22 protein-coding genes are annotated in these 25767 nt (G+C 71.4%); 12 read left to right on the top strand and 10 right to left on the bottom strand.

Annotated features, from left to right (window positions below; all coding sequences use genetic code 11):
• Positions 1-3 precede the first annotated feature (3 nt).
• Complete coding sequence (locus tag OHA73_RS13490) at positions 4-1077, bottom strand: LacI family DNA-binding transcriptional regulator (RefSeq protein WP_327655157.1); 1074 nt, start codon at positions 1075-1077, stop codon at positions 4-6.
• Between the two features lie 304 nt (positions 1078-1381).
• On the opposite strand from OHA73_RS13490, the gene OHA73_RS13485 reads away from it, so the two are divergent.
• From OHA73_RS13485 to OHA73_RS13475, 3 genes are all read left to right on the top strand, one after another.
• On the top strand, positions 1382-2113 hold the full coding sequence (locus tag OHA73_RS13485; protein WP_327655156.1) for a VIT1/CCC1 transporter family protein: 732 nt from the start codon (positions 1382-1384) through the stop codon (positions 2111-2113).
• Between the two features lie 339 nt (positions 2114-2452).
• On the top strand, positions 2453-7051 hold the full coding sequence (gltB, locus tag OHA73_RS13480; RefSeq protein WP_327655155.1) for a glutamate synthase large subunit: 4599 nt from the start codon (positions 2453-2455) through the stop codon (positions 7049-7051).
• Positions 7044-8507, top strand: a complete 1464-nt coding sequence (locus OHA73_RS13475; protein ID WP_267070777.1) for a glutamate synthase subunit beta — start codon at positions 7044-7046, stop codon at positions 8505-8507. Before gltB ends, OHA73_RS13475 begins: the two co-directional genes overlap by 8 nt.
• Positions 8508-8634: 127 nt before the next feature.
• Here the strand turns inward: OHA73_RS13475 and OHA73_RS13470 are convergent, their stop codons facing one another.
• The 4 genes from OHA73_RS13470 to OHA73_RS13455 form a co-directional block, all read right to left on the bottom strand.
• Entirely contained in the window at positions 8635-9537 is a 903-nt protein-coding gene (locus OHA73_RS13470) for a chitosanase (protein ID WP_327655154.1), read from the bottom strand.
• A 481-nt stretch (positions 9538-10018) separates the two neighbouring features.
• Positions 10019-10954 carry an acyl-CoA dehydrogenase gene (locus OHA73_RS13465; RefSeq protein WP_327655153.1) on the bottom strand — a complete coding sequence of 312 codons (936 nt, stop codon included), beginning with the start codon at positions 10952-10954 and terminating at the stop codon, positions 10019-10021.
• Positions 10954-12093, bottom strand: a complete 1140-nt coding sequence (locus OHA73_RS13460) for an acyl-CoA dehydrogenase family protein (protein WP_267070780.1) — start codon at positions 12091-12093, stop codon at positions 10954-10956. Before OHA73_RS13460 ends, OHA73_RS13465 begins: the two co-directional genes overlap by 1 nt.
• Positions 12090-12983, bottom strand: coding sequence for an enoyl-CoA hydratase (locus OHA73_RS13455; protein ID WP_327655152.1), 894 nt, complete (start codon positions 12981-12983; stop codon positions 12090-12092). The genes OHA73_RS13460 and OHA73_RS13455 overlap by 4 nt, the downstream gene beginning before the upstream one ends.
• An 89-nt stretch (positions 12984-13072) precedes the next feature.
• On the opposite strand from OHA73_RS13455, the gene OHA73_RS13450 reads away from it, so the two are divergent.
• The 7 genes from OHA73_RS13450 to OHA73_RS13420 all read left to right on the top strand — a co-directional run bounded on the left by OHA73_RS13450 (position 13073) and on the right by OHA73_RS13420 (position 19223).
• A complete protein-coding gene (locus OHA73_RS13450) occupies positions 13073-13861 on the top strand; it encodes an SDR family oxidoreductase (protein WP_327655151.1) in 789 nt (262 codons plus the stop codon).
• Entirely contained in the window at positions 13858-14451 is a 594-nt protein-coding gene (locus tag OHA73_RS13445) for a TetR/AcrR family transcriptional regulator (protein WP_266720697.1), read from the top strand. The genes OHA73_RS13450 and OHA73_RS13445 overlap by 4 nt, the downstream gene beginning before the upstream one ends.
• Positions 14452-14473: 22 nt before the next feature.
• Complete coding sequence (locus tag OHA73_RS13440) at positions 14474-15631, top strand: acetyl-CoA C-acetyltransferase (RefSeq protein ID WP_266720699.1); 1158 nt, start codon at positions 14474-14476, stop codon at positions 15629-15631.
• Complete coding sequence (locus tag OHA73_RS13435; RefSeq protein WP_327655150.1) at positions 15628-16407, top strand: SDR family NAD(P)-dependent oxidoreductase; 780 nt, start codon at positions 15628-15630, stop codon at positions 16405-16407. The genes OHA73_RS13440 and OHA73_RS13435 overlap by 4 nt, the downstream gene beginning before the upstream one ends.
• A gap of 76 nt (positions 16408-16483) precedes the next feature.
• Positions 16484-17122, top strand: a complete 639-nt coding sequence (locus OHA73_RS13430; RefSeq protein ID WP_323179704.1) for a TetR/AcrR family transcriptional regulator — start codon at positions 16484-16486, stop codon at positions 17120-17122.
• Positions 17123-17295: 173 nt separating this feature from the next.
• Entirely contained in the window at positions 17296-17499 is a 204-nt protein-coding gene (locus tag OHA73_RS13425) for a cold-shock protein (protein WP_266720703.1), read from the top strand.
• Between the two features lie 131 nt (positions 17500-17630).
• A complete protein-coding gene (locus OHA73_RS13420) occupies positions 17631-19223 on the top strand; it encodes a DEAD/DEAH box helicase (RefSeq protein WP_267070783.1) in 1593 nt (530 codons plus the stop codon).
• Positions 19224-19317: 94 nt separating this feature from the next.
• On the opposite strand, the gene OHA73_RS13415 is transcribed toward OHA73_RS13420, so the two are convergent.
• From OHA73_RS13415 to OHA73_RS13395, 5 genes are read right to left on the bottom strand one after another with little or no spacing between them, the layout of a single operon-like run.
• Positions 19318-20271: a tyrosine-protein phosphatase gene (locus tag OHA73_RS13415; RefSeq protein WP_266720707.1), complete on the bottom strand. Its 954-nt coding sequence runs from the start codon at positions 20269-20271 to the stop codon at positions 19318-19320.
• Positions 20272-20312: 41 nt separating this feature from the next.
• Positions 20313-21362 carry an NAD(P)H-dependent flavin oxidoreductase gene (locus OHA73_RS13410; protein WP_266725546.1) on the bottom strand — a complete coding sequence of 350 codons (1050 nt, stop codon included), beginning with the start codon at positions 21360-21362 and terminating at the stop codon, positions 20313-20315.
• A 50-nt stretch (positions 21363-21412) separates the two neighbouring features.
• Positions 21413-22180 (bottom strand): CoA-transferase subunit beta, encoded by a 768-nt coding sequence (locus OHA73_RS13405; RefSeq protein ID WP_266720708.1) that lies wholly within the window; start codon positions 22178-22180, stop codon positions 21413-21415.
• Positions 22177-23046, bottom strand: coding sequence for a CoA transferase subunit A (locus tag OHA73_RS13400; protein WP_267070785.1), 870 nt, complete (start codon positions 23044-23046; stop codon positions 22177-22179). The genes OHA73_RS13405 and OHA73_RS13400 overlap by 4 nt, the downstream gene beginning before the upstream one ends.
• Entirely contained in the window at positions 23043-23813 is a 771-nt protein-coding gene (locus OHA73_RS13395) for an enoyl-CoA hydratase family protein (protein ID WP_267070786.1), read from the bottom strand. Before OHA73_RS13395 ends, OHA73_RS13400 begins: the two co-directional genes overlap by 4 nt.
• 131 nt (positions 23814-23944) lie before the next feature.
• On the opposite strand from OHA73_RS13395, the gene OHA73_RS13390 reads away from it, so the two are divergent.
• Entirely contained in the window at positions 23945-24706 is a 762-nt protein-coding gene (locus OHA73_RS13390; RefSeq protein ID WP_267070787.1) for an SDR family oxidoreductase, read from the top strand.
• Between the two features lies 1 nt (position 24707).
• Positions 24708-25664: an SDR family oxidoreductase gene (locus OHA73_RS13385; RefSeq protein WP_327655149.1), complete on the top strand. Its 957-nt coding sequence runs from the start codon at positions 24708-24710 to the stop codon at positions 25662-25664.
• Positions 25665-25767 lie beyond the last annotated feature (103 nt).

The raw sequence follows: 25767 nt of genomic DNA, 5'->3' as shown, positions 1-25767 counted from the left end.
GTCTCAACTGTCGGGCGCCGCCCGGCCCGTGGAGGCGCGGACGACGAGGCGGGGAGGGGCGGTGGTGGAGCGGGGAGCGGGGTTCTCTGCGGTGCTTCCGGGTGCTTCCGGGGTGTCGAGGCGGTGCAGCAGCAGTTCGGCGGCGCGTCGCCCGCGCTCGGTGGAGCCCAGGTCGACGCTGGTCAGCGGGGGCCAGCCGGCCTGCGCGAGCACGCTGTCGTCCATCCCCGCGACCGCGACGTCCTCGGGTATCCGCAGGCCACGGGCGTGCAGGGCGCGGGCGGCGCCGAGGGCCAGCTGGTCGTTGGCGCCGAAGACCGCGTCGGGCCGCAGGTCGAGGAGCGACTCGGCGGCCGTGGCCCCGGACTCGATGCCGAAGTCCGTGTGCACCACGAGCTCCGGGTCGTATACGAGGCCGCAGTCCGCGAGGGCCTTGCGGAAGCCCTCGCCGCGCTTGCGGCCGGGAACCGTGTCGGCGGGGCCGTTGACGAAGGCGATGCGGCGCCGGCCCGTCTCGTACAGATGACGCACCGCGAGCGCGACGCCCTCGACGGAGTCGGCGCGCACGCTGTCGACGGGGACGCCGCTGGGCAGTGAGCCGATGACGACGACCGGGCCCGAGGCCGAGCGCAGCGCGTCCACGTGGGCGTCCGTGATGCGGATGGGGCACAGGATGAGGCCGTCGCTGGTGCGGTCGCCGAGGCTGCGGAGCACGGCGAGTTCGTCCTCGGCGACGGCGTCCGTGGAGTGCAGGAGGAGGCGGTACCCGGCGGCCTTCGCGACGGACTGGATGGCGCGGACCATCGCCACATAGACCGGGTTGCCGATGTCGGGCATCGCGAAGGTGAGCTGGCGGGTGCGGCCGTCCTTGAGGGAGCGGGCCACCGCGTTCGGCACATAGCCGAGTTCGGCGGCGGCGCGCTCGACCTTCTCGACGGTCGCGGGGCGGGCCCCGATCCCGTTGAGCACGCGGGAGACGGACGCGATGGAGACCCCCGCGCGCTCGGCGATGGAGATGATCGTCGGCTGACCGCCACCGGTCGCCGCCGCCGTCGCCTGCGTCGTGGTCCTCGGCACCGCGCCTGCCCCCTTCGCCGTCATGCTGTCGCCGTCATGCTGTAAACGTTTCCCGCTTCTGTAAACGTTTACGGATGTTGCGTCCTTGTTTCCCTGCCCGTCAACGCACCCATCATGTGATCCACCTCACGGGCTAGTCCGGGAAGGTGGAGGTCAGCGTGTTGCGCAGGGCGCAAAACCGCAGGTAAGTACGGCCTTCCTTGCTGGCAGGGTCGATTTTTCGCGCGTACTTTCGGACTCGTCAACGGCAGCTCGCAAACGGCAGTCGGTAGTCAGCAGTCACAGGGGAGCGGGGTCCACGAGCATGACCATCATCGAGACCGGGGCGGATCTGCACGACGCCCACCGGGACAACCACACCCACCGCGATGTCAACGGTGGCTGGCTGCGGCCCGCGGTCTTCGGCGCGATGGACGGGCTCGTCTCCAACTTCGCGCTCATGGCCGGCGTCGCGGGCGGCGCCGTCTCGCAGCAGACGATCATCATCACCGGGCTGTCGGGCCTCGCCGCCGGAGCCTTCTCCATGGCCGCGGGCGAGTACACCTCCGTCGCCTCCCAGCGCGAGCTGGTCGAGGCCGAACTCGACGTCGAGCGGCGCGAGTTGAGGAAGCATCCGGCCGACGAGGAGCGGGAGCTCGCCGAGCTGTACATCTCCCGCGGCGTCGAGCCGGAGCTCGCGCACAAGGTGGCCGGGCAGCTGTCGCGGGACCCCGAGCAGGCCCTGGAGATACATGCGCGGGAGGAGCTGGGCATCGACCCCGGCGATCTTCCCTCGCCGACGGTCGCCGCCGTCTCGTCCTTCGGGTCGTTCGCGCTCGGCGCCCTGATCCCGGTGCTGCCCTATCTGCTCGGGGCGAGCGCGCTGTGGCCCGCCGTGCTGCTCGCGCTCCTCGGACTCTTCGCGTGCGGGGCCGTCGTGGCCAAGGTGACGGCGCGTTCCTGGTGGTTCAGCGGATTGCGGCAGTTGGTCCTCGGTGGTGCCGCGGCGGGTGTGACGTATCTCCTGGGGAGCATCTTCGGCACTTTTGCTGGTTGACGGGTCGCGGCCGTGGCCTGAAGATGCCTATACAGCGCCTTGCATAAGTAGTCGTTACCGCGCGGTTTCGATTGCGAGACCACGGGGCATGAGCCGTAAGCGCTGGGGGCAATGAGGCCCGCGGCGCACGCCAGCACCACCCCGGCCCTCGGTCATCGATCTGCCCGGCCAGGCCTCTCCCGCCGCCACCCGCGGTGTCCGCATGTTGGAACGCAGTATCCGGTTCCCGAGAACCGCTCCATCATGTAACTTGCACGAAATTTTTGAGTTGCACTTCTCCGCAGAGGGCCAACGTCGTCCCTCGGCACGTACCTTGCCACGACGACGACGGGAGAGCCGATGCGTACCTCGCGCCAGCCGTCCCAGCATTCCAACAGCGGCCAGACCTGGTCGCACATGGATGCTCGCCCTGCTGCCCAGGGCATGTACGACCCGCGAAATGAGCACGACGCCTGTGGCGTCGGGTTCGTGGCCACCCTCACCGGCGAGGCGAGCCACACGCTGGTCGAGCAGGCGCTGACCGTCCTGCGAAACCTGGAACACCGCGGTGCCACCGGCTCCGAGCCCGACTCGGGCGACGGCGCGGGCATCCTGTCCCAGGTTCCGGACGCCTTCCTGCGCGAGGTGGTCGACTTCGACCTCCCCGAGGCCGGTTCGTACGCTGTCGGTATCGCCTTCCTGCCCGAGGAGGGCACCGAGGAGTTCGTCTCGCGGATCGAGACGATCGCCGCCGAAGAGGGCCTGAACGTCCTCGGCTGGCGCGAGGTCCCGGTCGCCCCGCAGCTCCTCGGCGCCACCGCCCGCTCGACGATGCCGGCGTTCCGCCAGGTCTTCGTCGCGGACGGCACTTCCAAGGACATCGCGCTCGACCGCAAGGCGTTCGTGCTGCGCAAGCGCGCCGAGCGCGAGGCCGACGTGTACTTCCCGTCGCTCTCCGCGCGCACGATCGTCTACAAGGGCATGCTGACCACCGGCCAGCTTGAGCCCTTCTTCCCGGACCTGTCCGACCGCCGCTTCGCCTCCGCGATCGCGCTCGTGCACTCCCGGTTCTCCACGAACACGTTCCCGTCGTGGCCGCTCGCGCACCCGTACCGCTTCGTCGCGCACAACGGTGAGATCAACACCGTCAAGGGCAACCGCAACTGGATGCGCGCCCGTGAGTCGCAGCTCGGCTCCGAGCTGTTCGGAGACTCGGACAACCTCGAGCGGACCTTCCCCGTCTGTACGCCGGACGCCTCCGACTCCGCCTCCTTCGACGAGGTCCTTGAGCTGCTGCACCTCGGTGGCCGTTCGCTGCCGCACAGCGTCCTGATGATGATCCCGGAGGCCTGGGAGAACCACGCCTCCATGGACCCGGCCCGGCGCGCCTTCTACCAGTACCACTCCAACCTGATGGAGCCCTGGGACGGCCCGGCCTGCGTCACCTTCACCGACGGCACCCAGGTCGGCGCCGTTCTCGACCGCAACGGTCTGCGCCCCGGCCGCTACTGGGTCACCGACGAAGGACTCGTCGTCCTCGGCTCCGAGGTCGGCGTCCTCGACATCGACCCGGCCAAGGTCGTCAAGAAGGGCCGCCTGCAGCCCGGCCGGATGTTCCTCGTGGACACCGCCGAGCACCGCATCATCGAGGACGAGGAGATCAAGAACGCTCTCGCCTCCGAGCACCCCTACGAGGAGTGGCTCGAGGCCGGCGAGATCGAGCTCTCCGACCTCCCCGAGCGCGAGCACATCGTGCACACGCACGCCTCCGTCACGCGCCGCCAGCAGACCTTCGGCTACACCGAGGAAGAGCTCCGCATCCTCGTCGCACCGATGGCCAAGGCCGGCGCCGAGCCGATCGGCTCGATGGGCACGGACACCCCGATCGCGGCGCTCTCCGCCCGCCCGCGGCTGCTGTTCGACTACTTCACGCAGCTGTTCGCGCAGGTCACCAACCCGCCGCTGGACGCGATCCGCGAGGAGCTCGTCACCTCGCTGCGCTCCCCGCTGGGCCCCGGCAGCAACCTGCTCGAGCCCACGGCCGCCACGTGCCGCGCGGTCACCCTGCCCTTCCCGGTGATCGACAACGATGAGCTCGCGAAGCTCATCCACATCAACGCCGACGGCGACATGCCCGGCATGAAGGCCGTCACCCTGTCCGGCCTGTACCGGGTGCACGGCGGCGGCGACTCGCTCGCCGCCCGGATCGACGAGATCTGCGCCGAGGCCGACGCCGCCCTCGAGGCCGGCGCCCGCCTGATCGTGCTCTCCGACCGGCACTCCGACGCCGAGCACGCGCCGATCCCGTCGCTGCTGCTCACCGCGGCCGTCCACCACCACCTCATCCGTACGAAGAAGCGCACCCAGGTGGGCCTCCTCGTCGAGGCCGGTGACGTGCGCGAGGTCCACCACGTCGCCCTGCTCATCGGTTTCGGTGCCGCGGCGGTCAACCCGTACCTCGCCATGGAGTCGGTCGAGGACCTGGTCCGCGCCGGCACGTTCCTCAAGGACATAGAGGCCGAGGACGCGATCAGGAACCTGATCTACGCGCTCGGCAAGGGCGTCCTCAAGGTCATGTCCAAGATGGGCATCTCGACCGTCGCCTCCTACCGCGGCGCCCAGGTCTTCGAGGCCGTCGGCCTCGACGAGGCCTTCGTCGAGAAGTACTTCAACGGCACCACCACCAAGATCGGCGGCGCCGACCTGCGCGTCATCGCCGAGGAGGTCGCCGCCCGGCACGCCAAGGCGTACCCCGCCTCCGGCATCGCGCCCGCGCACCGCGCGCTCGACATCGGCGGCGAGTACCAGTGGCGCCGCGAGGGCGAGCCGCACCTGTTCGACCCGGAGACGGTCTTCCGCCTCCAGCACGCCACGCGCTCGGGCAGCTACGACATCTTCAAGAAGTACACGGACCGCGTGAACGAGCAGTCCGAGCGCCTCATGACGCTGCGCGGCCTGTTCGGCTTCAAGTCCGAGGGCCGCGAGCCGATCTCCATCGACGAGGTCGAGCCGGCCTCCGAGATCGTCAAGCGGTTCTCGACCGGCGCCATGTCGTACGGCTCCATCTCCATGGAGGCGCACGAGACCCTCGCCATCGCCATGAACCAGCTGGGCGGCAAGTCCAACACCGGTGAGGGCGGCGAGGACCCGGAGCGCCTGTACGACCCGGCGCGCCGCTCGTCGATCAAGCAGGTGGCCTCCGGCCGCTTCGGTGTGACCTCCGAGTACCTGGTCAACTCCGACGACATCCAGATCAAGATGGCCCAGGGCGCCAAGCCCGGCGAGGGCGGCCAGCTGCCCGGCCACAAGGTCTACCCGTGGGTCGCCAAGACGCGTCACTCGACGCCGGGCGTGGGCCTCATCTCCCCGCCGCCGCACCACGACATCTACTCCATCGAGGACCTGGCTCAGCTGATCCACGACCTCAAGAACGCCAACCCGCAGGCCCGCATCCACGTGAAGCTGGTCTCCGAGGTCGGCGTGGGTACGGTCGCGGCCGGTGTGTCCAAGGCGCACGCGGACGTCGTCCTGATCTCGGGTCACGACGGCGGCACGGGCGCCTCGCCGCTCACGTCGCTGAAGCACGCCGGTGGCCCCTGGGAGCTCGGCCTCGCCGAGACCCAGCAGACGCTGCTGCTCAACGGCCTGCGCGACCGCATCGTCGTGCAGACCGACGGCCAGCTGAAGACCGGCCGCGACGTGCTGATCGCCGCGCTGCTCGGCGCCGAGGAGTTCGGTTTCGCGACCGCGCCGCTCGTCGTCTCCGGCTGCGTCATGATGCGCGTCTGCCACCTGGACACCTGCCCGGTCGGCATCGCCACGCAGAACCCGACGCTGCGCGAGCGGTTCTCCGGCAAGGCCGAGTACATCGTCAACTTCTTCAAGTTCATCGCCGAAGAGGTCCGCGAGCTGCTCGCCGAGATGGGCTTCCGCTCCATCGAGGAGGCCGTCGGCCACGCCGAACTCCTCGACACCGAGCAGGCCGTGAACCACTGGAAGGCGCAGGGCCTCGACCTGGAGCCGCTGTTCCACGTGCCGGACCTGCCCGAGGGCGCCGTCCGTCACCGGATCATCGAGCAGGACCACGGCCTGGAGAAGGCGCTCGACAACGAGCTGATCAAGCTCGCCGCCGACGCCCTCGCCGCCAACGACCAGACGGACGCCCAGCCGGTCCGCGCCCAGGTCGCCATCCGCAACATCAACCGCACGGTCGGCACCATGCTCGGCCACGAGGTGACGAAGAAGTTCGGTGGCGCGGGCCTGCCCGACGACACCATCGACATCACCTTCACGGGCTCCGCCGGCCAGTCCTTCGGCGCCTTCGTGCCGCGCGGTGTGACGCTGCGCCTGGAGGGCGACGCCAACGACTACGTCGGCAAGGGCCTCTCCGGTGGCCGCGTCATCGTCCGCCCGGACCGCGGCGCCGACCACCTCGCCGAGTACTCGACGATCGCCGGCAACACCATCGCGTACGGCGCGACGGGCGGCGAGCTGTTCCTCCGCGGCCGCACCGGCGAGCGCTTCTGCGTCCGCAACTCCGGTGCCACGGTCGTCTCGGAGGGCGTGGGCGACCACGGCTGCGAGTACATGACCGGCGGCCACGCGGTGATCCTCGGCGAGACGGGCCGCAACTTCGCGGCCGGTATGTCGGGCGGCATCGCGTACGTCATCGACATGAAGCTCGCCGACGTGAACGCCGGTAACCAGTCCGCGGTCGAGCCCCTCGACGACACCGACAAGCAGTGGCTGCACGACGTGGTGCGCCGCCACGCCGAGGAGACCGGCTCGACGGTGGCCGAGAAGCTCCTCGTCGACTGGGACGCCTCGGTGGCCCGGTTCACGAAGATCATCCCCAGCACGTACAAGGCAGTGCTCGCCGCCAAGGACGCCGCCGAGCGAGACGGTCTCTCGGAGACCGAGATCACCGAGAAGATGATGGAGGCGGCGACCAATGGCTGATCCCAAGGGCTTTCTCAACCACGGGCGCGAAGTCGCCCGGACCCGCCCGGTCGACGAGCGCGTCAAGGACTGGAACGAGGTCTACGTTCCCGGGTCCCTGCTCCCCATCATCAGCAAGCAGGCGTCCCGCTGCATGGACTGCGGCATCCCGTTCTGTCACAACGGCTGCCCGCTGGGGAACCTGATCCCCGAGTGGAACGACTACGCGTACCGCGAGGACTGGTCGGCCGCGCAGGAGCGCCTGCACGCGACCAACAACTTCCCGGAGTTCACCGGTCGCCTCTGCCCGGCGCCCTGTGAGTCGGCGTGCGTGCTCGGCATCAACCAGCCGGCCGTGACCATCAAGAACGTCGAGGTCTCGATCATCGACCAGGCGTGGGACCGGGGCGACGTCGCCCCGCAGATCCCCGAGCGCCTGTCGGGCAAGACCGTCGCCGTCATCGGCTCGGGCCCGGCGGGTCTCGCCGCCGCCCAGCAGCTGACGCGGGCCGGCCACACGGTCGCCGTCTACGAGCGCGCCGACCGCATCGGCGGCCTGCTCCGCTACGGCATCCCCGAGTTCAAGATGGAGAAGCGCCACATCAACCGCCGCATCGAGCAGATGCGCGCGGAGGGCACCAAGTTCCGCACCGGCGTGGAGGTCGGCCGCGACATCGACGCCGCGGGCCTGCGCAAGCGCTACGACGCCGTCGTCGTGGCCGCGGGTGCGACCGTGTCGCGTGATCTCCCGGTCCCCGGCCGCGAGTTGAACGGCATCCACTACGCGATGGAGTACCTGCCCCTCTCCAACAAGGTGCAGGAGGGCGACTACGTCCAGCCGCCCATCACCGCCGAGGGCAAGCACGTCGTCGTGATCGGCGGCGGTGACACCGGCGCCGACTGCGTGGGCACCGCCCACCGCCAGGGCGCCGCCTCGGTGACGCAGCTGGAGATCATGCCGCGCCCGAACGACGACCGGAACACGACCACGCAGCCGTGGCCGACGTTCCCGATGCTCTACAAGGTCACCTCGGCCCACGAGGAGGGCGGCGAGCGCATCTACTCTGCGGGCACCACCCACTTCGAGGGCGACGAGGACGGCAACGTCCAGTGGCTGCACCTCGCCGAGGTCGAGTTCGTCGACGGCAAGCTCGTCAACAAGCCCGGCACCGAGCGCAAGATCCCGGCGCAGCTGGTCACCCTCGCGATGGGCTTCACGGGCACGGACCAGGAGAACGGCCTGGTCTCGCAGTTCGGCCTCGACCTCGACGCGCGCGGCAACGTCGCCCGCGACGACGAGTTCCAGACGAACGTCCCGGGTGTGTTCGTGGCGGGCGACGCCGGCCGCGGCCAGTCCCTCATCGTGTGGGCCATCGCGGAGGGCCGCTCGGCCGCCCGCGGCGTGGACCGCTTCCTGACCGGGGTGTCGGAGCTGCACGCTCCGATCCGCCCGACGGACCGCGCGCTGGCCGTGTGACGGTCCGCCGCTGAAACGTCCCGTACAACGGCGTACGGAACTGAGCGCGACGCTCGCCCTATAAAGTCCCCGACCGGACGCTGGGCGGGCGTCGCGGTGCGTTCGGGGGGCTTCGGGCTCGGTCGCGTCAGTCGACGTGGAACGTCTCGCCGTACACCTTCCACGTCAGCGGAGTCTTCAGGGACAGGTTCCCGTCGTAGAGGAACTGGCGCTGCGCCGTGTCGATGCGGGTGGTGTCGCGGTCGGGGTTCTTGGACTTCATGGCCTTGCGGCGCAGGTCGAGGAAGATGTCGAGGTAGTTCTTCTCGCTGCCGCCCTGCGACGGGGTGTCGGCCTCCTTGAGGGCCGCCTCGCGCAGTCCGTAGAAGCCGTTCGGGCTTGTGCCGGGGCCGTGCAGGACCATCGCGTCGTAGTAGACGAACTGGCCGAGCGTGCCGAGGCCGTCGAGCTTGGCGAGGCGGACCGCGGGGTCGAAGTAGCCGCGGTCGCGCTCCTTCTCCTGGATGTCCCGGAAGGCCTTGTGCGTGGCCTCCTGCTTCCACGCCGCGGTGAAGCCGGGGTCGAGGCCCTTGTGGGAGTCCGTGCCGTCGACCTTGCGCAGGGCGGGGAGGTAGCGGGCGAGGCCGTTGTCCGGGTGGGTCTTGGTGTAGCGCTCGACCAGGGTCAGCAGGTCGTGGGTGCCGGTGCAGAAGCCGATGATGCCGGCCGTGTAGCCCTGGCCGTCGTCGATGTCCTCGATGTAGCCGTACTGGCCACGCCAGTTGAGGGTCGAGTTCTCGGCGCTGGCGACGATCTGCTGGGCCAGGTCCTTCTTCTGCGGGGCGGCGAGGCCGGGAGGCAGGCTTGCGATCACCTTGTCGTCGGCCTTGCGCTCCGCTTCCGACTGGTTGCCGGGGCGGGCCGGGGCGGAGGTGGTGGGGCGTGGGCCCGCGCCGTCCTGCTTGTCGTCCGGTGACAGGAGGTAGACGGCGGCGGTGGCGAGGGGGGCCACGGCGACGAAGGAGAGGAGCAGGCAGCCTGCGCGTTTCATGCGGCACACATTAAGCGAGTGTCTGTGCGACTTGGCGACCGGTGCCCGTTCCTGACCCGGTACCGGTCCTACGCCACGGGGCTCCGCCCCGGACCCCGCGCCTCAATCGCCGGCGGGGCTGGTTTTGCCGGACCGGCGTTACGGATTCGGGGCTCCGCCCCGGACCCCGCTGCTCAAGCGCCGCAGGGGCTTGATTTGCCCACCCGCCCCCTCCGGGGGCGTCGGCCCGACGGGGTGCCGGCGCCGCCTTGGGCGATCCGGCGACGGCCACGGCTCCCCACCCGTCGCGGTCGACGTCGCCCCGTCTTGGGCAACCTCCGCCAACCGCTGCGGCCGACGCCGCCACGGCCATGGGCAATCCGCCGCAGGCACGGCTCCCCACCCGTTGCGGTCGATCGCCACCGCCTTGGGCAATCTGCCGCCTGGGGCGGCAGGGTGGGCAAGGCGGCGCCCCGGTGCCGCGTGACCGTTACGGGGGCCGCTATGCCACGATTCGCGCGCGGCACGCGGACGGTGTGGCCCATGCGTCCCGGAGTGGGCGGGCCTTGCGGAGCCATAGGGACAGGTCCAGCTCCTCCGTGTAGCCCACGGCGCCGTGGAGTTGGAGAGCTGCACGGGCTGCCGCGTAGGCCGCCTCGCCCGCTGAGAGCTTCGCCGCTGCGATGTCGGACGGGGACATCGTGAGTGCCGCTCCGAACAGCAGCGGGCGCGCGAACTCCAGGCCCACCAGCGCGTCCGCGAGGCGATGCTTGACCGCCTGGAACGAGCCGACCGGCACGCCGAACTGCTCGCGCTGCCGGACGTAGTCGACCGTGCGGCGGAGTAGTTCCAGGCCCACGCCGAGCGCCTGCGCCGCCGTCAGAAGTGCCGCCATCTCCGACGCCTCCCGCACCTTCGCGCCGCGCGCCACGACCTCGCCCCCCTCGGGCACGAACAGGCGCCGCGCGGGGTCGGCCGACTCCCGCAGCGGCCCGTACCCGGCGGCGAGCCGCACCGCGTCACCGTCCACCATGAAGACGGCGTCCGCCGCGTCCGCGTCCAGCGCGTAAGGACCGGAAGGCAGGGTGGCCACCACCTCTCCCGCCGCGATCCGCGGCAGCCACTCCTTCGCGGCCTCCGTGCCGCTCAGCAACGTCGCCACCGCCGCCGTCTCGACCACAGGACCCGGCACCGCGTGCCGCCCCAACTCCACGTACGACAAGGCCAGTTCCACGGGAAGCGGGCCCACCCCCTCGTACGCCTCCGGCACCGCGAGCGCGAACACGCCCGCCTCCGCGAGCCGCCCCCACAGCGCCCGCCCGGGCCCCGCGTCGCCGCCCGCCCACGCGCGGACCACCGAAGGGGTGTCCGCCGCCGTGAGCATCCGGTCGAGCGTGCGGCCGAACTCGGCCTGCTCCGCGTCCAGGAGGAACCTCATCAGCGGCGTCCCTTCGGCAGGCCGAGCAGCCGCTCGGCGATGATGTCGCGCTGGATCTCGTTCGTACCGGCGTAGATGGGCCCCGCGAGCGAGAAGGTGTAGCCCTCGGCCCACTCGCCGTCCGCCAACTCTCCGTCGGCGCCGAGAAGTTCGAGCGCCGTCTCGTGCAGCGCGATGTCGTACTCCGACCAGAACACCTTGTTCAGGCTCGACTCCGCCCCTATCTGCTCACCCGCCGCGAACCGCGACGCGTTGCCGTACGTGAACAGCTGGTACGCGCGCGCCCCCACCACCGCGTCCGCCACCCGGTCCCGCACCGCCGGGTCCGCGCCGCGCTCCCGCCACAGCTCGAGCAGCCGGTCCGCGGAGGCGAGGAAGCGGCCGGGGGAGCGGAGCATGAGCCCCCGCTCGTTCCCCGTCGTCGACATCGCGATGCGCCAGCCCTTGCCGACCTCCCCGATCACGTCCTCGTCGGGCACGAACACGTCGTCCAGGAACAGCTCGGCGAAGGCCGGCTTGCCGTCGATGCGGCCGATCGGCCGGACCGTGACACCCGGCGCGCGCAGGTCGAACATCAAGTACGTGAGCCCGTGATGAGGCTTGGCCGCCTCCGGGTCCGTACGGAAGATGCCGAACGCCCGGTCCGCGAACGCCGCCCGCGACGACCACGTCTTCTGCCCGCGCAAGCGCCACCCGCCGTCCGTGCGCACCGCCCGCGACCGCAGCGCCGCCAGGTCGGAACCCGCCTCCGGCTCCGACCAGGCCTGCGCCCAGATCACCTCACCGCTCGCCATCGACGGCAGCACGCGCGCCCGCTGCTCGTCCGTGGCGTGGTCGAAGAGCGTGGGCGCGAGGAGGTTGATGCCGTTCTGCGAGACGCGGCCCGGCGCCCCCGCCGCGTAGTACTCCTCCTCGAAGATCAGCCACTTGAAGATGTCGACACCGCGGCCCCCGAACTCCTCGGGCCACGAGACGACCGACCAGCGGTCCGCGGACATCTCGGCCTCCCACGCGCGGTGCGCGGCGAAGCCCTCGGCGGTTTCCAAGGAGGGCAGCGGCTCGGCCGGAACGTGCTCGGCGAGCCACGCCCGCGCCTCCTCGCGGAACGCGTCCTGATCCGGGGTGAACTCCAGGTTCATCGGGCGCCCGCCTCCTTCATGGCGTGGACGTCCATGCCGCCCAGGGAGTCCGCCGCCGTCTCCGCGTTGTGCGCGTGCGCCAGGTGGTGCAGGCCGAAGACCGAGTCCATGCCCGCGTGCAGGCCCTGGAGATCCTCCGCCTGGTTCACCGCGCGCTTGGTCAGCGCGAGCCCGAGCCGCGGCATCTCACCCACCCGGTCCGCCAAGTCACGCGTGGCCGCCGCCAGTTCGTCCCGGGGCGCCACCCGGTTGACCATCCCCACCTCGTACGCCCTGCGCGCGCTCATCCGCTCGCCCGTGAACAGGAACTCCTTGGCGATCCGCGGCGGCATCACCCACGGGTGCGCGAAGTACTCGACGCCCGGTATCCCCATCCGGACGACAGGGTCGGCGAAGAACGCGTCCTCGCTCGCCACGATCAGGTCGCACACCCAGGCCAGCATCAACCCGCCCGCCACGCACGCCCCTTGCACCGAGGCGATCACCGGCTTCGGCAGCTCGCGCCAGCGCCTGCACATGCCCAGGTACACCTCCGACTCACGGGCGAACCGCGACTCGGCGCCCCGCTTGTCGGAGTGGTCCCACCACAGCCCGGCCCGCCGCTCGAACGGCAGATGCGCGTCCCGCTCCGGCGTCCCGATGTCGTGCCCCGCCGAGAAGTGCTCGCCCGCGCCCGCGAGCACGATCACCTTCACGGCCTCGTCCTCGGCGGCCCGGTAGAAGGCGGAGTCCAGGGCGTACGTCATCGCCGAGTTCTGGGCGTTGCGGTACTTCGGGCGGTTCATCGTCACGTGGGCGACCCGGCCCCTGACCTCGTACAGGACGGGAGTGCCGGGACCGGTGCCGGGACCGGCGTCGGGTCCGGTCTCGGCGGCGTGCGCTGCGGGCATCGGAATCATCCTTCCCTAACAAGTGTTTGGTAGGTTAGCTTATGGGCGTGGACAGCGTCGAGGCCTTCCCTGCCGAAAGAGGTGCGCGTATGAGTTCCGTCGCCCCTGACTACGTGCCCGGGCATCAACTGCTCGACGGGCGCGGCGCCGTCATCACCGCGGCCGCAGGCGCCGGGATCGGCGGCGCCACCGCCCGCCGCTTCCTGGAGGAGGGCGCCCGCGTCGTCATCAGCGACGCGCACGCACGCCGACTGAAGGAGAGCGAAGCGGCCCTCGCCGCCGAGTTCGGCGCCGACCGGGTCTCCGCGCAAGCCTGCGACGTCACCGACGAGGAGCAGGTGCAGGCACTCTTCGCGCACGCCGCGGAGCGGCACGGCAGGCTCGACATAGTCGTCAACAACGCGGGCCTCGGCGGCACTTCGGCGCTCGTCGACATGAGCGACGAGCAGTGGACGAAGGTCCTGGACGTCACCCTGAACGGGACGTTCCGGTGCGTCCGGGCCGCCCTGCGCGTCTTCCGCGACACCGGCCGCGGCGGCGTGATCGTCAACAACGCGTCCGTCATCGGCTGGCGCGCCCAGGCCGGACAGGCGCACTACGCCGCAGCGAAGGCCGGCGTGATGGCCCTGACCAGGACCGCCGCGATAGAGGCCGCCGAGTACGGAGTGCGGGTCAACGCGGTGGCGCCCAGCCTCGCCATGCACCCGCACCTGGCGAAGGTCACCTCCGAGGAACTGCTCGCCGAGCTGACCGAGAAGGAGGCCTTCGGCCGGTACGCACAGCCCTGGGAGGTGGCCAACGTGATGGTCTTCCTCGCCTCCGGCTACTCCTCGTACATGACCGGCGAAACCGTCTCCGTCAGCAGCCAGCGCGCATGAGCCCCACGCCCGAGCGGCGCCAAGAGCTCCTCGCCGCGGCGGCCGGGGTGTTCGCGGCGCAGGGCTACGACGCCACCACCGTGCGCCGGATCGCCGACGCCGCGGGGATGCTCGCGGGCAGCCTCTACTACCACTTCGACTCCAAGGACTCGATCGTCGAGGAGATCCTCCGCGGTTTCCTCGACGAGCTGTGGGGTCGCTACGACACCGTGCTCGCCGCCGGACACGGGCCGCGCGAGACGATGCGGGCCCTGGTCACCGAGTCGTTCCGGGAGATCGACCGGCACGGGCCCGCCGTCGCCATCTACCAGAAGGAGTCGAAGGCGCTCGCGGCCAGGGAGCGGTTCGCGTTCCTCGCCGCGTCGCAGCGCAAGTTCGAGCAGACCTGGCTGACCACCCTCCAAGAAGGCGTGGCGGCCGGGGCGTTCCGCGCCGACCTCGACATTCGGCTCACCTACCGGTTCGTGCGCGACACCGTGTGGGTCGCCGCGTCCTGGTACCGGCCGGGCGGCCGGCACAGCCCCGAGGAGATCGCCCGCGAGTACCTCGCGATGGTGCTCGACGGGATAGCCCAACCCCACCACCCTTAGAAGAGACTGGAGTTGATGCGTCATGGCCGAGGCCTACATCGTCGATGCGGTCCGTACGCCCGTCGGGCGGCGCAAGGGCGGGCTCAGCGCAGTCCACCCCGCCGACCTGGGCGCCCATGTCCTGAAGGAGCTCGTCGCGCGCACCGGGGTCGACCCGGCCGCCGTCGAGGACGTCGTCTTCGGCTGCCTCGACACCGTCGGCCCGCAGGCCGGCGACATCGCCCGCACCTGCTGGCTCGCCGCGGGGCTTCCCGAGGAGGTGCCGGGCGTCACCGTCGACCGGCAGTGCGGCTCCTCCCAGCAGGCCATCCACTTCGCGGCGCAGGGCGTGCTCTCCGGGACACAGGACCTCGTCGTCGCGGGCGGCACACAGAACATGTCGATGATCCCGATCGCCTTCGCCTCCCGGCAGGCCGCCGAACCGCTCGGCCTCACCGAGGGCCCCTTCCTCGGCAGCGAGGGCTGGCGCGCCCGCTACGGCGACGCGCCCGTCAACCAGTTCCACGGCGCCGAACTCATCGCCGAGAAGTGGGGCATCACGCGGCAGGACCAGGAGGAGTGGGCGCTGCGCTCCCACCAGCGGGCGCTGCGCGCGATCGACGAGGGCCGGTTCGCGAAGGAGTCCGTCGCCTACGGGGACGTCACCGCAGACGAGGGGCCGCGCCGGGACACGACCCTGGAGAAGATGGCGGGCCTGAACCCGGTCGTCGAGGGCGGCACCATCACCGCCGCCTGCTCCTCACAGGTCTCCGACGGAGCGGCGGCCCTGCTGATCGCCTCCGAACAGGCCGTACGGGAACACGGGCTGACGCCCCGGGCCCGCATCCACCACCTCTCCGTACGCGGCGAGGACCCCATCCGGATGCTGTCCGCGCCCATCCCGGCGACCGCGTACGCGCTGAAGAAGACCGGCCTGACCATGGACGACATCGACCTCGTCGAGATCAACGAGGCGTTCGCTCCGGTCGTCCTCGCCTGGCTCAAGGAGACCGGCACCGACCCCGAGAAGGTCAACGTCAACGGCGGCGCGATCGCCCTCGGCCACCCCCTCGGCGCCACCGGCAGCAAGCTGATGACGACCCTGCTGCACGAACTGGAGCGCACCGGCGGCCGGTTCGGCCTCCAGACGATGTGCGAGGGCGGCGGCCAGGCCAACGTCACGATCATCGAGCGCCTGTGACGAGCCCGCCTCGTACGACGACGAGTGAGCAACGTGGGCAACTGGCCGGGAAGGTCGCCCTCGTGACCGGTGGGGCCCGCGGCATGGGGGAGGCCATCACCCGCGAACTCGTGGCGCGCGGGACACGGGTCGTGCTCGGGGACGTCCTCGTGGCCGAAGGGGAGAAGGTCGCCGATGATCTCGGTGACGCCGCGCGGTTCGTGAGACTCGATGTCACCGAAGCGGCTTCCTGGGCGCACGCCGTCGACGTCGCCGTCCGTGCGTACGGGCAGCTCGACATCCTCGTCAACAACGCCGCCATCTACACGACGTCACCCATCGTCGACGAGGATCCGGCCCAGCTGGAGCGGATCCTCAAGGTCGACCTCGTCGGCCCGTTCCTGGGCGTCCAGGCCGTCGTCCCCGCCATGCGGGCGGGGGAGCGGGGCGGCGCGATCGTCAACATCTCCTCGCAGGCCGGCGTCCAGGGCATCTGGGGGCACGGCTCGTACGGCGCCGCGAAGTGGGGGCTGCGCGGGCTGAGCCGCACCGCCGCCCTCGAACTCGGCGGCGACGGCATCCGCGTCAACGCCGTCTTCCCCGGCGCCATCGACACGGCGATGACCGCCCACCTCGGCACCACCGAGCACCCGGCCGCCGCGCTCGGCCGCATCGGCCGGCCCGAGGAGGTCGCCCGGCTCGTCGCGTTCCTCGCCTCCGACGACGCCTCCTACCTCACCGGCGCCGAGGTCTCCGCCGACGGCGGCGCGTCGGCCGGACGGATGCCTCGGACATGACGATTCGCCCGTGCCGATGGGGTGATGGGCGGGGACCACTTCGCCCGGCGACCCCGATGCCCGGGACAATGGGCCCGTGCCTACGAAGTCAACGAAGCCCGCGAAGCCCGCGAAGAAGAAGTCCCAGTCGACGAACGCCGCGCCCGAGCGGCGCGGCGAGCTCCTGCACACCGCGGCCGAGGTCTTCGCCGAGCAGGGCTACAACGCCACGACGGTCCGCAAGATCGCCGACCACGCGGGCATGCTCGCCGGCAGCCTCTACTACCACTTCGACTCCAAGGAATCGATGCTGGAGGAGATCCTGCGCGGCTTCCTCGACGAGCTGTGGTCCGGCTACGACACCGTGCTCGACGACGCACTCGGGCCGAGGGAGACGCTGGAGGCGCTGGTCACCGAGTCCTTCCGGGAGATCGACCGGCACCGCGCCGCCGTCGCCATCTACCAGCGGGAGTCCCAGCAGCTCGTCGCGCAGGAACGCTTCGCGTTCCTCGCCGAGTCGCAGCGCAGGTTCGAGAAGACCTGGCTGACCACCCTGGAGCGCGGCGTCGCCGACCAGGTCTTCCGCGCCGACCTCGACATCCGCCTCACCTACCGGTTCGTACGCGACACCGTGTGGGTCGCGGCGTCCTGGTACCGGCCCGGCGGGAGGCACAGTCCGGAGGAGATCGCGCGCCAGTATCTGTCGATGGTCCTGGACGGGATCGCGGTCCGGTGACGTCGCATGCTAAGATTCACGACGTTGCAGTTTTGGTACCCATAGACTTTATGTGCGCCTGACGGGAATGTTCCTCAGGCGCATTATTGTTTTCCCGGGAAATTTCCTGGTTTCCGGCGTTCACCTGGGCGTTATTGGAATGGGGACTGCTACCTGTTCTTAAGGAGAACGACATGGCCACCGGTATCGTTAAGTGGTTCAACTCGGAAAAGGGCTTCGGCTTCATCGAGCAGGACGGCGGCGGCGCCGACGTCTTCGCCCACTACTCGAACATCGCCACCTCGGGCTTCCGTGAGCTCCAGGAGGGCCAGAAGGTGACGTTCGACGTCACGCAGGGCCAGAAGGGCCCGCAGGCGGAGAACATCCTCCCCGCCTGATCTCGCTCGTAGATCACTCGACACCGCCGGGCTGACCGGCGGGTGTCGGATCGAGCATCACCGGGCCGGGGCCCGCACCGCTATGGTGCGGGCCCCGGTTCCTGCTGTCCCGTCCCGGAAGGCATCGCCGCATGGCCAGTTCTGCCCGCCCGTCCCGCCGCCCCCGTCCCGCAGCCGGGCAGCGCCGCGCCCCCGAGCAGCGCCGCAGGCAACAGTCCGCGCCGCCGAGCGAATTCACCATGCCGGAGAACACCACTCCCGCGCTGCCCGCGGTGGACAGCTTCGCCGAGCTCGACATGCCGGCCGCCCTTCTGAAGACGCTGGGTGAGCAGGGCGTCACGGAGCCGTTCCCCATCCAGGCCGCGACGCTCCCGAACTCGCTCGCCGGACGGGACCTCCTCGGCCGCGGCCGTACCGGCTCCGGCAAGACCCTCGCCTTCGGCCTCCCGCTGCTCACCCACACGACCGGCGCCAAGGCCGAGCCGAAGTCCCCTCTCGCGCTCGTCCTCGTCCCCACGCGTGAGCTCGCCCAGCAGGTCACCGACGCCCTCACCCCGTACGCCACCGCGCTGAAGCTGCGCGTCGCGACCGTCGTCGGCGGCATGTCGATCTCCCGCCAGGCCGGCGCGCTGCGCCGCGGCGCCGAGGTCGTCGTCGCCACCCCCGGGCGCCTCAAGGACCTCATCGAGCGCGGCGACTGCGTGCTCGGCTCGGTGCGCACGACGGTGCTCGACGAGGCCGACCAGATGGCCGACATGGGCTTCATGCCGCAGGTCACCGCGCTCCTGAAGCAGGTCGAGCGGGGCGGCCAGACGATGCTGTTCTCCGCGACGCTCGACAAGAACGTGGACCGGCTCGTCAAGCAGTTCCTCAGCGACCCCGTCGTGCACTCCGTCGACCCGTCCGCGGGCGCGGTGACGACGATGGAGCACCACGTCCTGCACCTCGCCGACGAGACCGACAAGAAGGCCGTCACCGCGCGCATCGCCGCCCGCGAAGGCCGCGTCATCCTCTTCGTCGACACCAAGCGCTCCGCCGACCGGCTCGCCAAGCGGCTTCTCGCCGCCGGCGTGTACGCGGCTCCGCTGCACGGCGGCCGCAGCCAGCCGCAGCGCAACCGCACCCTGGAGCAGTTCAAGGACGGCCGGGTCACCGCGCTCGTCGCCACGAACGTCGCGGCGCGCGGCATCCACGTCGACGACCTCGGCCTCGTCGTCAACGTCGACCCGCCCACCGAGCACAAGGACTACCTGCACCGCGGCGGCCGCACCGCCCGCGCCGGCGAGTCCGGCAGCGTCGTCACCCTGGTCCTGCCCGAGCAGAAGCGCGATGTGCAGCGCCTGATGCGGGACGCCAAGATCCAGCCGCGTACGACGCAGGTCCGCTCCACGGACGAGGCACTGACGGAGATCACCGGCGCGCGCGAGCCGTCCGGTGTCGCCGTGGCCATCGCCGTGCCGGAGCCGGCCGCTCCCGCCGCCGCGGCCAAGCCGCGCCGCTCCCGCCGCTCCCGCGGCGGCTCCGGCAACGGCGGCGGCAACGGCCGCGCCGCGGGCACCGGTGCGGGTCGCGCCGCGGGCGCCGAGGGCCAGCGCACGAACTCGGGTGGCGCGGCCGGTGGCCGCCGCCGCTCCGGATCCGCCAACGGCGGTGCGGCCTCGTCCGGCTCGGGCGGCAACCGCCGCGGCCGCGGCCCCCGCGGCCCGCGCCAGCAGGCGGCTTAGCCAAAATAGAGCCCCTCCGGCGATTGAGGAGCGGGGCCCGGGGCAGAGCCCCGTGACCTCCGCCCCCCTGGCCGCGCAACACCCGGAGGGGCCTTCACTCCACCAGGCGCGCCCGCAGCATCCCCACCGCGCGGCGATCCACGCCAAGCCCCTCGGTAACGTACCGACGCATCCCGCCGAAGGCGTACCGCACCTGCTCACGCGCCGCGTCCAGATACTCCATGCGCACCTCCTGGACGGGGATCAACAGGTCGGGGTCCCGCATCAGCCCCGCCTGCCGCAGCCCCTCCCGCACCTCGGCGTCATGCGCGGAGCGAAACGCGTTCGACGCCAAGTAGTCGCGCTCCACGGCCCGTTGGTCCACGCCGAGCAGGCTCAGCAGCACGTACGTCATCCAGCCCGTGCGGTCCTTCCCTGACGTGCAGTGGTACAGCAGCGCGCCACGACCGCCGTACGCCGCGTCCCGGAGCGTCTCCCCGAACCGCGCACGGTTGGCCGCGTCGTTCACGAACATCCGGTACGTGGCGCGCATCGCCGCGGCAGCCTTGCCGTTCCCGAGCAACTCCTGCTGCACCGCCGGGTCTTTCGAACCGATCGCGGCCATCAGCTGCTCGTACTGGCCGCCGTCGGATACGGACCGCGCGGTCACCGTAAGGCCTGCTGGCAGCCGGTCGGCGCCGTCCGTGCGCACCTCGAACGGCACCCGGAAGTCGACCACTTCGGCGAGCCGCAGGCCGTCGACCCGCGCCACGTCCGCGTCGGTGAGATCGCTCAGCGCGTCGGCCCGGTAGACGAGCCCGTACCGGACCCGGCCGCGGCCTCGCGCCCGGTAGCCGCCGATGTCCCGGACGTTCACCGCGCCCTTGAGGGGGATCTGCCGGATGCCACCGGTGGCCGGACGGCCCTGCGTCGCCGCGGCGACCGGGGCCGCGGCGAGCGCCGTGACCGTGCCGAGCGCGGCGCCGAGCGCCCGGCGCCGCGAGAGCGCCGCCGCTGCGTACGTGTTCCCTGTTCCGTGCGCGTGCCCTGTTCTGTACGTGCGCGGCATACATGAACTCCCTTGCGGAGGCGGGCCGTTGTCGTGCCCGGTCAGGGTGGGGTGGGGAGGGACTCCAGCGTCTTACGGGCCTCGGTCATCACGCGGTCGACCAGCTCCGCGCAGCTGGGCAGGTCCTCTATGAGGCCCGCGACCTGGCCCGAGGCCATGACGCCCAGGTCGGTGCGGCCCTCGACCATGGAGGCCTTCAGGAGCATCGGGGTGTTCGCGGCCAGCAGCACCTGGCTCCACGTGAGGTCCTTGCCGTGCTTCATGGCGAGGCCGTCCCGCACCATCTGCGGCCAGCTCAGGCCCGAGAGCTTCTTGAAGCCCGTGGCACGACGCACGGCGTGCAGCAACGCGCGCGTACGCCCCGCGTTCTCCAGGGAGTCGACCAGTTCCGAGCGCAGCATGCGGTGCGGAAGGCCGTCCACCGCCGTCGTCACCGTGACGTCCTTGACGCTCGCCGCCAGATACTTCGCCTTCACCGCGTCCGGCACCGTCGAGTCCGACGTCAGCAGGAAACGCGTCCCCATGGCGACCCCGGCCGCCCCGTAGGCGAGCGCGGCGACCAGGCCCCGGCCGTCGCGGAAGCCGCCCGCCCCGACCACCGGGATGTCGACGGCGTCCACCACCTGCGGCAGCAGCACCGACGTCGCCACCTCGCCGGTGTGCCCGCCGCCCTCGCCGCCCTGCACGATCACCGCGTCCGCGCCCCACGCCGCGACCTTCTCGGCGTGCCGGCGCGCCCCGATCGAGGGGATCACGACGGCGCCCGCGTCCTTCAGTTCGGCGATCAGCTCGCGCGAGGGGGCCAGCGCGAACGAGGCGACCTTCACGCCCTCGTCGACGATCACCTTGACCCGCTCGCGCGCGTCCCCCGCGTCGGCCCGCAGGTTCACCCCGAAGGGCTGGTCCGTGCGCGACTTCACCTCGCGTACGGCGGAGCGCAGCTGGTCGAGCGTCATGGTGGCGGACGCGAGGATGCCGAGCGCCCCCGCGTTCGCCGCCGCCGACACCAGGCGAGGCCCCGCGACCCATCCCATGCCGGTCTGCACGATGGGGTGGCGCACGCCGGTGAGCCGGGTCAGGGGCGTCGGGATCGTGAACGCGGCGGAGGCCGGGGCCGGTTCGGAAGGCGGCGTGGGTGGCGTCATACCGGCTTGACCTCCCGGTCCCGCGTCGCCTTCGGGTCGATGACCTCCCGGATCAGCCGCAGCTCCGCGGCCGTGGGCTCCCGCGTGCGCGGCACCTCGCCGCCCTCCGGGAGCACCAGTGCGAACCCCGTCGCCTCCTGGACCTCCTCCACCGTGACGCCCGGATGCACGGAGACCAGCCGCATCGCGTGGTCCTCGGTGTCGAAGTCCAGGACGGCCAGATTCGTGACGACACGGGGGATGCGGTGGAACCGCGTCGCCGAAGGGCCCGCCGCGGCCGCGCTGTCATAGCCCACCCCGCTGATCATGTCGACCTTCTCGACGAAGACCCGGCGGCTGTGCTTGGGGACCCAGTAACTCACCGGATTGTTCAGCGTGTTGACCGGGGCGCCGCGCACCCCGAGGAGCTGCCGGTCGGGCCGCTCCCAGTCGCCGATGCACGAGATGTTCTGGTTGCCGAACCGGTCGATCTGGCTCGCGCCCATCATCACGTGCCGCTTCCCGCCGGTGACCATCGTCAGATGCTGCCGGTACGGGAGCCAGCCCTCCGCCGCGCCGTCGAGCCCGACCACCATCGCCTCGCCGTCGGTCAGCAGCAGGCCGGGGGAGAAGGTGCGCTTGGCCAGGCGCGCCCCCACGGACGGGATCAGTCCCATCGGGCTCGCCAGCACCTCCCCGTTGTCCCGCCAGGCCTCGGCGCACGCGATCACGCAGTACTCGGCGCGGGACACATCCGTAGCGGTGACACTGCTGGTGACGCTCACTTCTGCTCCTCGTGCCAGGCCTGGACGGCGGACTGGTACTGCTTCTCGTCACCGCCGGGCGGCAGGAACCGCTCGGCGAACTCGGGCCAGGGCGTGCTCGCGTACAGCTTCTGGAACGCCTCGTCGCGGCCGTAATCGGGCACGCAGGACGTGAAGTGCGCCCCGTTCGGCGTCTCCACGACACCCGTCACGGAATGCCGCTTGACCAGCAGCGTCTGCGGCACGGTGTCCGCCCCGAAGCCGTCGACCAACTGCTCGCACGACACGTACGCGCTGTCCGCCGCCTCGCAGAACAGATCGTCGAAGTACGGGTCAGGGCCCAGGTACTGGCCGTTGCCCGCGCGGTCCGCCCGGTTCACGTGCACCAGAGCAGCGTCGAGGCGCAGCGCCGGCATCGCCACGAACGTCTCCCCGTCCTCGTACGGCGAAGTCACCGTCCGCAGGCCCGGGTTGACCCGCATGACGTCCGAGCCGATCCCGGCGCGCACGGGCAGGAACGGCATCCGGTTCGCCGCCGCGTGCAGCCCCCACATGAACATCGCCTCGTCGATCTCCATCAGCTCGAACGCGCCGTTTTGGCGCGCCGCCCTGAAGTTCGGCTCGAGCGGGATGGAGTCGAGCGTCGCGAACGCCGCGACCAGCTTGCGGATCTTCCCGGCGGCCGCGAGCAGCCCGACGTCCGGGCCCCCGTACGAGACGACGGTCAGGTCCGTGACATCGCTGCGCAGCAACGCCCGCACCAGCGCCATGGGTTTGCGGCGCGAGCCCCAGCCGCCGATGCCGATCGTCATGCCACTGCGCAGCCGCCCGACCACGTCGTCGGGCGACAGCGTCTTGTCGGCCTTGCCCCCATTGGTCATCGTCATCGCTCGGTCTCCTGTCCGAAGGTGTCGCGGACCCGGTCGGCGACCCCGCTCAGGTTCGCCTCGAAGGTGAAGCCCTGCTCGAAGCGGTAGCTGCGGTGCACGTCGACGGGGTCGATCCCGTTGAGCGCGGACTTGGCGAGGCGGAGCAGATAGCCGTCCTTGCGGGCGATGTCGCGGGCCAGCTCCAGGGCCGCCTCGCGCAGCTGCCCCCGCGGCACGACCTGCCACACCGAGCCGTGCGCCTGCAGTTCGGCGGCCGTGGCCGTACGGGATGTATAGAACAGCGCGCGCATCAGGTGCTGCGGGACGAGGCGGGCCAGGTGCGTGGCCGCGCCGAGCGCGCCACGGTCCAGCTCGGGCAGGCCGAACGTCGCGTCGTCGCTCGCCACGATCGCGTCCGCGTTCCCCACGAGTCCGATGCCGCCGCCCAGGCAGAACCCGGCGACCGCCGCGACCAACGGGACCTCGCACTGGTACACCGCCGAAAACGCCTCGTAGCAGCCGCGGTTGGCGCCGAGAAGCGCGCTGTGGCCGCCGCCCGCCGCAGCCGTCTCGCGCTGCATCTCCTTGATGTCCACCCCCGCGTTGAACCCACGGGAGGTCTCGGCCGCGGTCAGCACGACGCAGCGCACATCGGGATCGCGGCCCGCGGCTCGCACGGCGTCCGCCAGGTCGTACCAGCCCTGCACCGGCAGCGCGTTGACGGGCGGGAAGTCGACCGTGACGACGGCGATGCCCTTTTCGGGTGAGGAGGTGGAGACACCCATGGCGTTCAGCTACCTTTCCACCTAACGTTTGTTTGGTACGTCGATGACGGTAGCAGGCGGCGAGGGGGAGCGGAATGGGGCGGGCAGCGGTCGGCGCAAGTGGACCCGAAAGGGTCGGGAAGGGGTCCGGGATGGATCTGAGCGGTCGGGTCGTCGTCGTCACCGGCGGCACGAGAGGAGTGGGCGCCGGGATCGCCGGGGCCTTCGCGCGGGCCGGGGCGCGGGTGATCATCTGCGCCCGCAGACCGCCCGAAGAACCGCTGGACGGCTGCGAGTTCATACCGGTCGACCTGCGGGACGCGGCCGCCGTGGAGGAGCTGTTCGCGGGCCTAGACCGGGTGGACGTGCTGGTGAACAACGCGGGGGGCACGCCGTACCGCCCGCTCGCCGAGGCGGACGCGGTCCGGCACGCACGCGTGCTCGAACTGAATCTGACGGCGGCGCTGACCGCGTCCCTGGCCGCCCGCGAGAAGCTCGACGCCGCGCGCGGCTCGATCGTGATGATCGGCAGCGTCAGCGGCAGCCGCCCCTCGCCGGGCAGCGCGGCGTACGGGGCCGCGAAGGCGGGCCTGGAGCACCTCGCGCGGTCCATGGCCGTGGAGTGGGCGCCCCGAATACGGGTGAACACCCTGGTGCTCGGCATGGTCCGCACCGAACTGAGCGAACTGCACTACGGCGATGAGGCGGGCATCGCCGCGGTGGGCGCGACCGTGCCCATGGGGCGCCTGGCCGAGCCGCGCGAGGTCGGCGACGCCGCCGTGTTCCTGGCGTCGGACGCCGCCTCGTACATCACCGGGGCGAGCCTGCTGATGCACGGCGGCGGCGAGCTCCCCGCGTTCCTGGACGCGGCAACGGCCAACAAGGACGCGGCAACTGCCAACAAGGAGGCGTGAGATGACGGATGCGAAGCCGGTCGGCGAAGACGGTGGAGCCGGTGGCGGAGGCCTGTGCGCGGGGCGGGTGGTCGCCGTCACGGGAGCGGGCCGCGGACTCGGACGCGCGCACGCCCTCGCGTACGCGGCCGAAGGCGCGAAGGTCGTCGTGAACGACCTGGGGGTGGGCCTGGACGGCGCCCCCGCCCCGGACAGCCCGGCGGCCCAAGTCGTCCAGGAGATACGGGAATCCGGCGGCGAGGCCGTGGCGCACGGCGCGGACATAGCGACCTCCGAAGGTGCCGCCTCGCTCGTCGCGGCGGCCGTCGACACCTTCGGGCGCCTCGACACACTGGTGAACAACGCCGGGTTCCTGCGCGACCGGATGCTCGTCAACCTCGACGAGGACGACTGGGACGCCGTGATGCGGGTCCACCTCAAGGGCCACTTCCTGCCGCTCAAGCACGCCGCCGCGTACTGGCGGGCGGAGTCGAAGGCCGGACGCACACCGGCGGCCCGGGTCGTCAACACGTCCTCCGGAGCGGGCCTGTTGGGGTCCGTCGGGCAGGGCAACTACAGCGCGGCGAAGGCCGGGATCCTCGGCCTGACCCTGGTCGCGGCCGCCGAGATGGGGCGCTACGGCGTGCAGGTCAACGCGATAGCACCGGCCGCCCGCACCCGGATGACCGAGGCGACGTTCGCCAAGACCATGGCGGCACCCGGGTCCGGAGCCTTCGACGCGATGGCGCCGGAGAACGTGTCACCGCTGGTCGTATGGCTCGGCTCGGGGGCCGCGGCGGACGGCGTGACCGGGCGGGTCTTCGAGGTGGAGGCGGGCCGGATCACCGTGATGGAGGGCTGGCGGCCGGGCCCGACCGTCGACAAGGAGGAGCGGTGGACGCCGGCGGGCGCGGGGGACGTGGCCCGTGAGCTGCTGGCGCGCGCGGCCGTGCCGGGGGGTGTGTACGGGGCGTCGTGACGCTCGCGAGGCGGTTCGGCGGTTCGGCGGGGGAGTTCGGCCACGCACTCTCCCGCCGCAGCGCCGTCGCCGCCTTCTGGAGGCGCGTCTTCAAGAGGCGCGC

Origin of the sequence: Streptomyces sp. NBC_00483 (assembly GCF_036013745.1) — a bacterium.
GTDB lineage: Bacteria > Actinomycetota > Actinomycetes > Streptomycetales > Streptomycetaceae > Streptomyces.
This window is presented reverse-complemented; position numbering and strand designations above follow the sequence as displayed.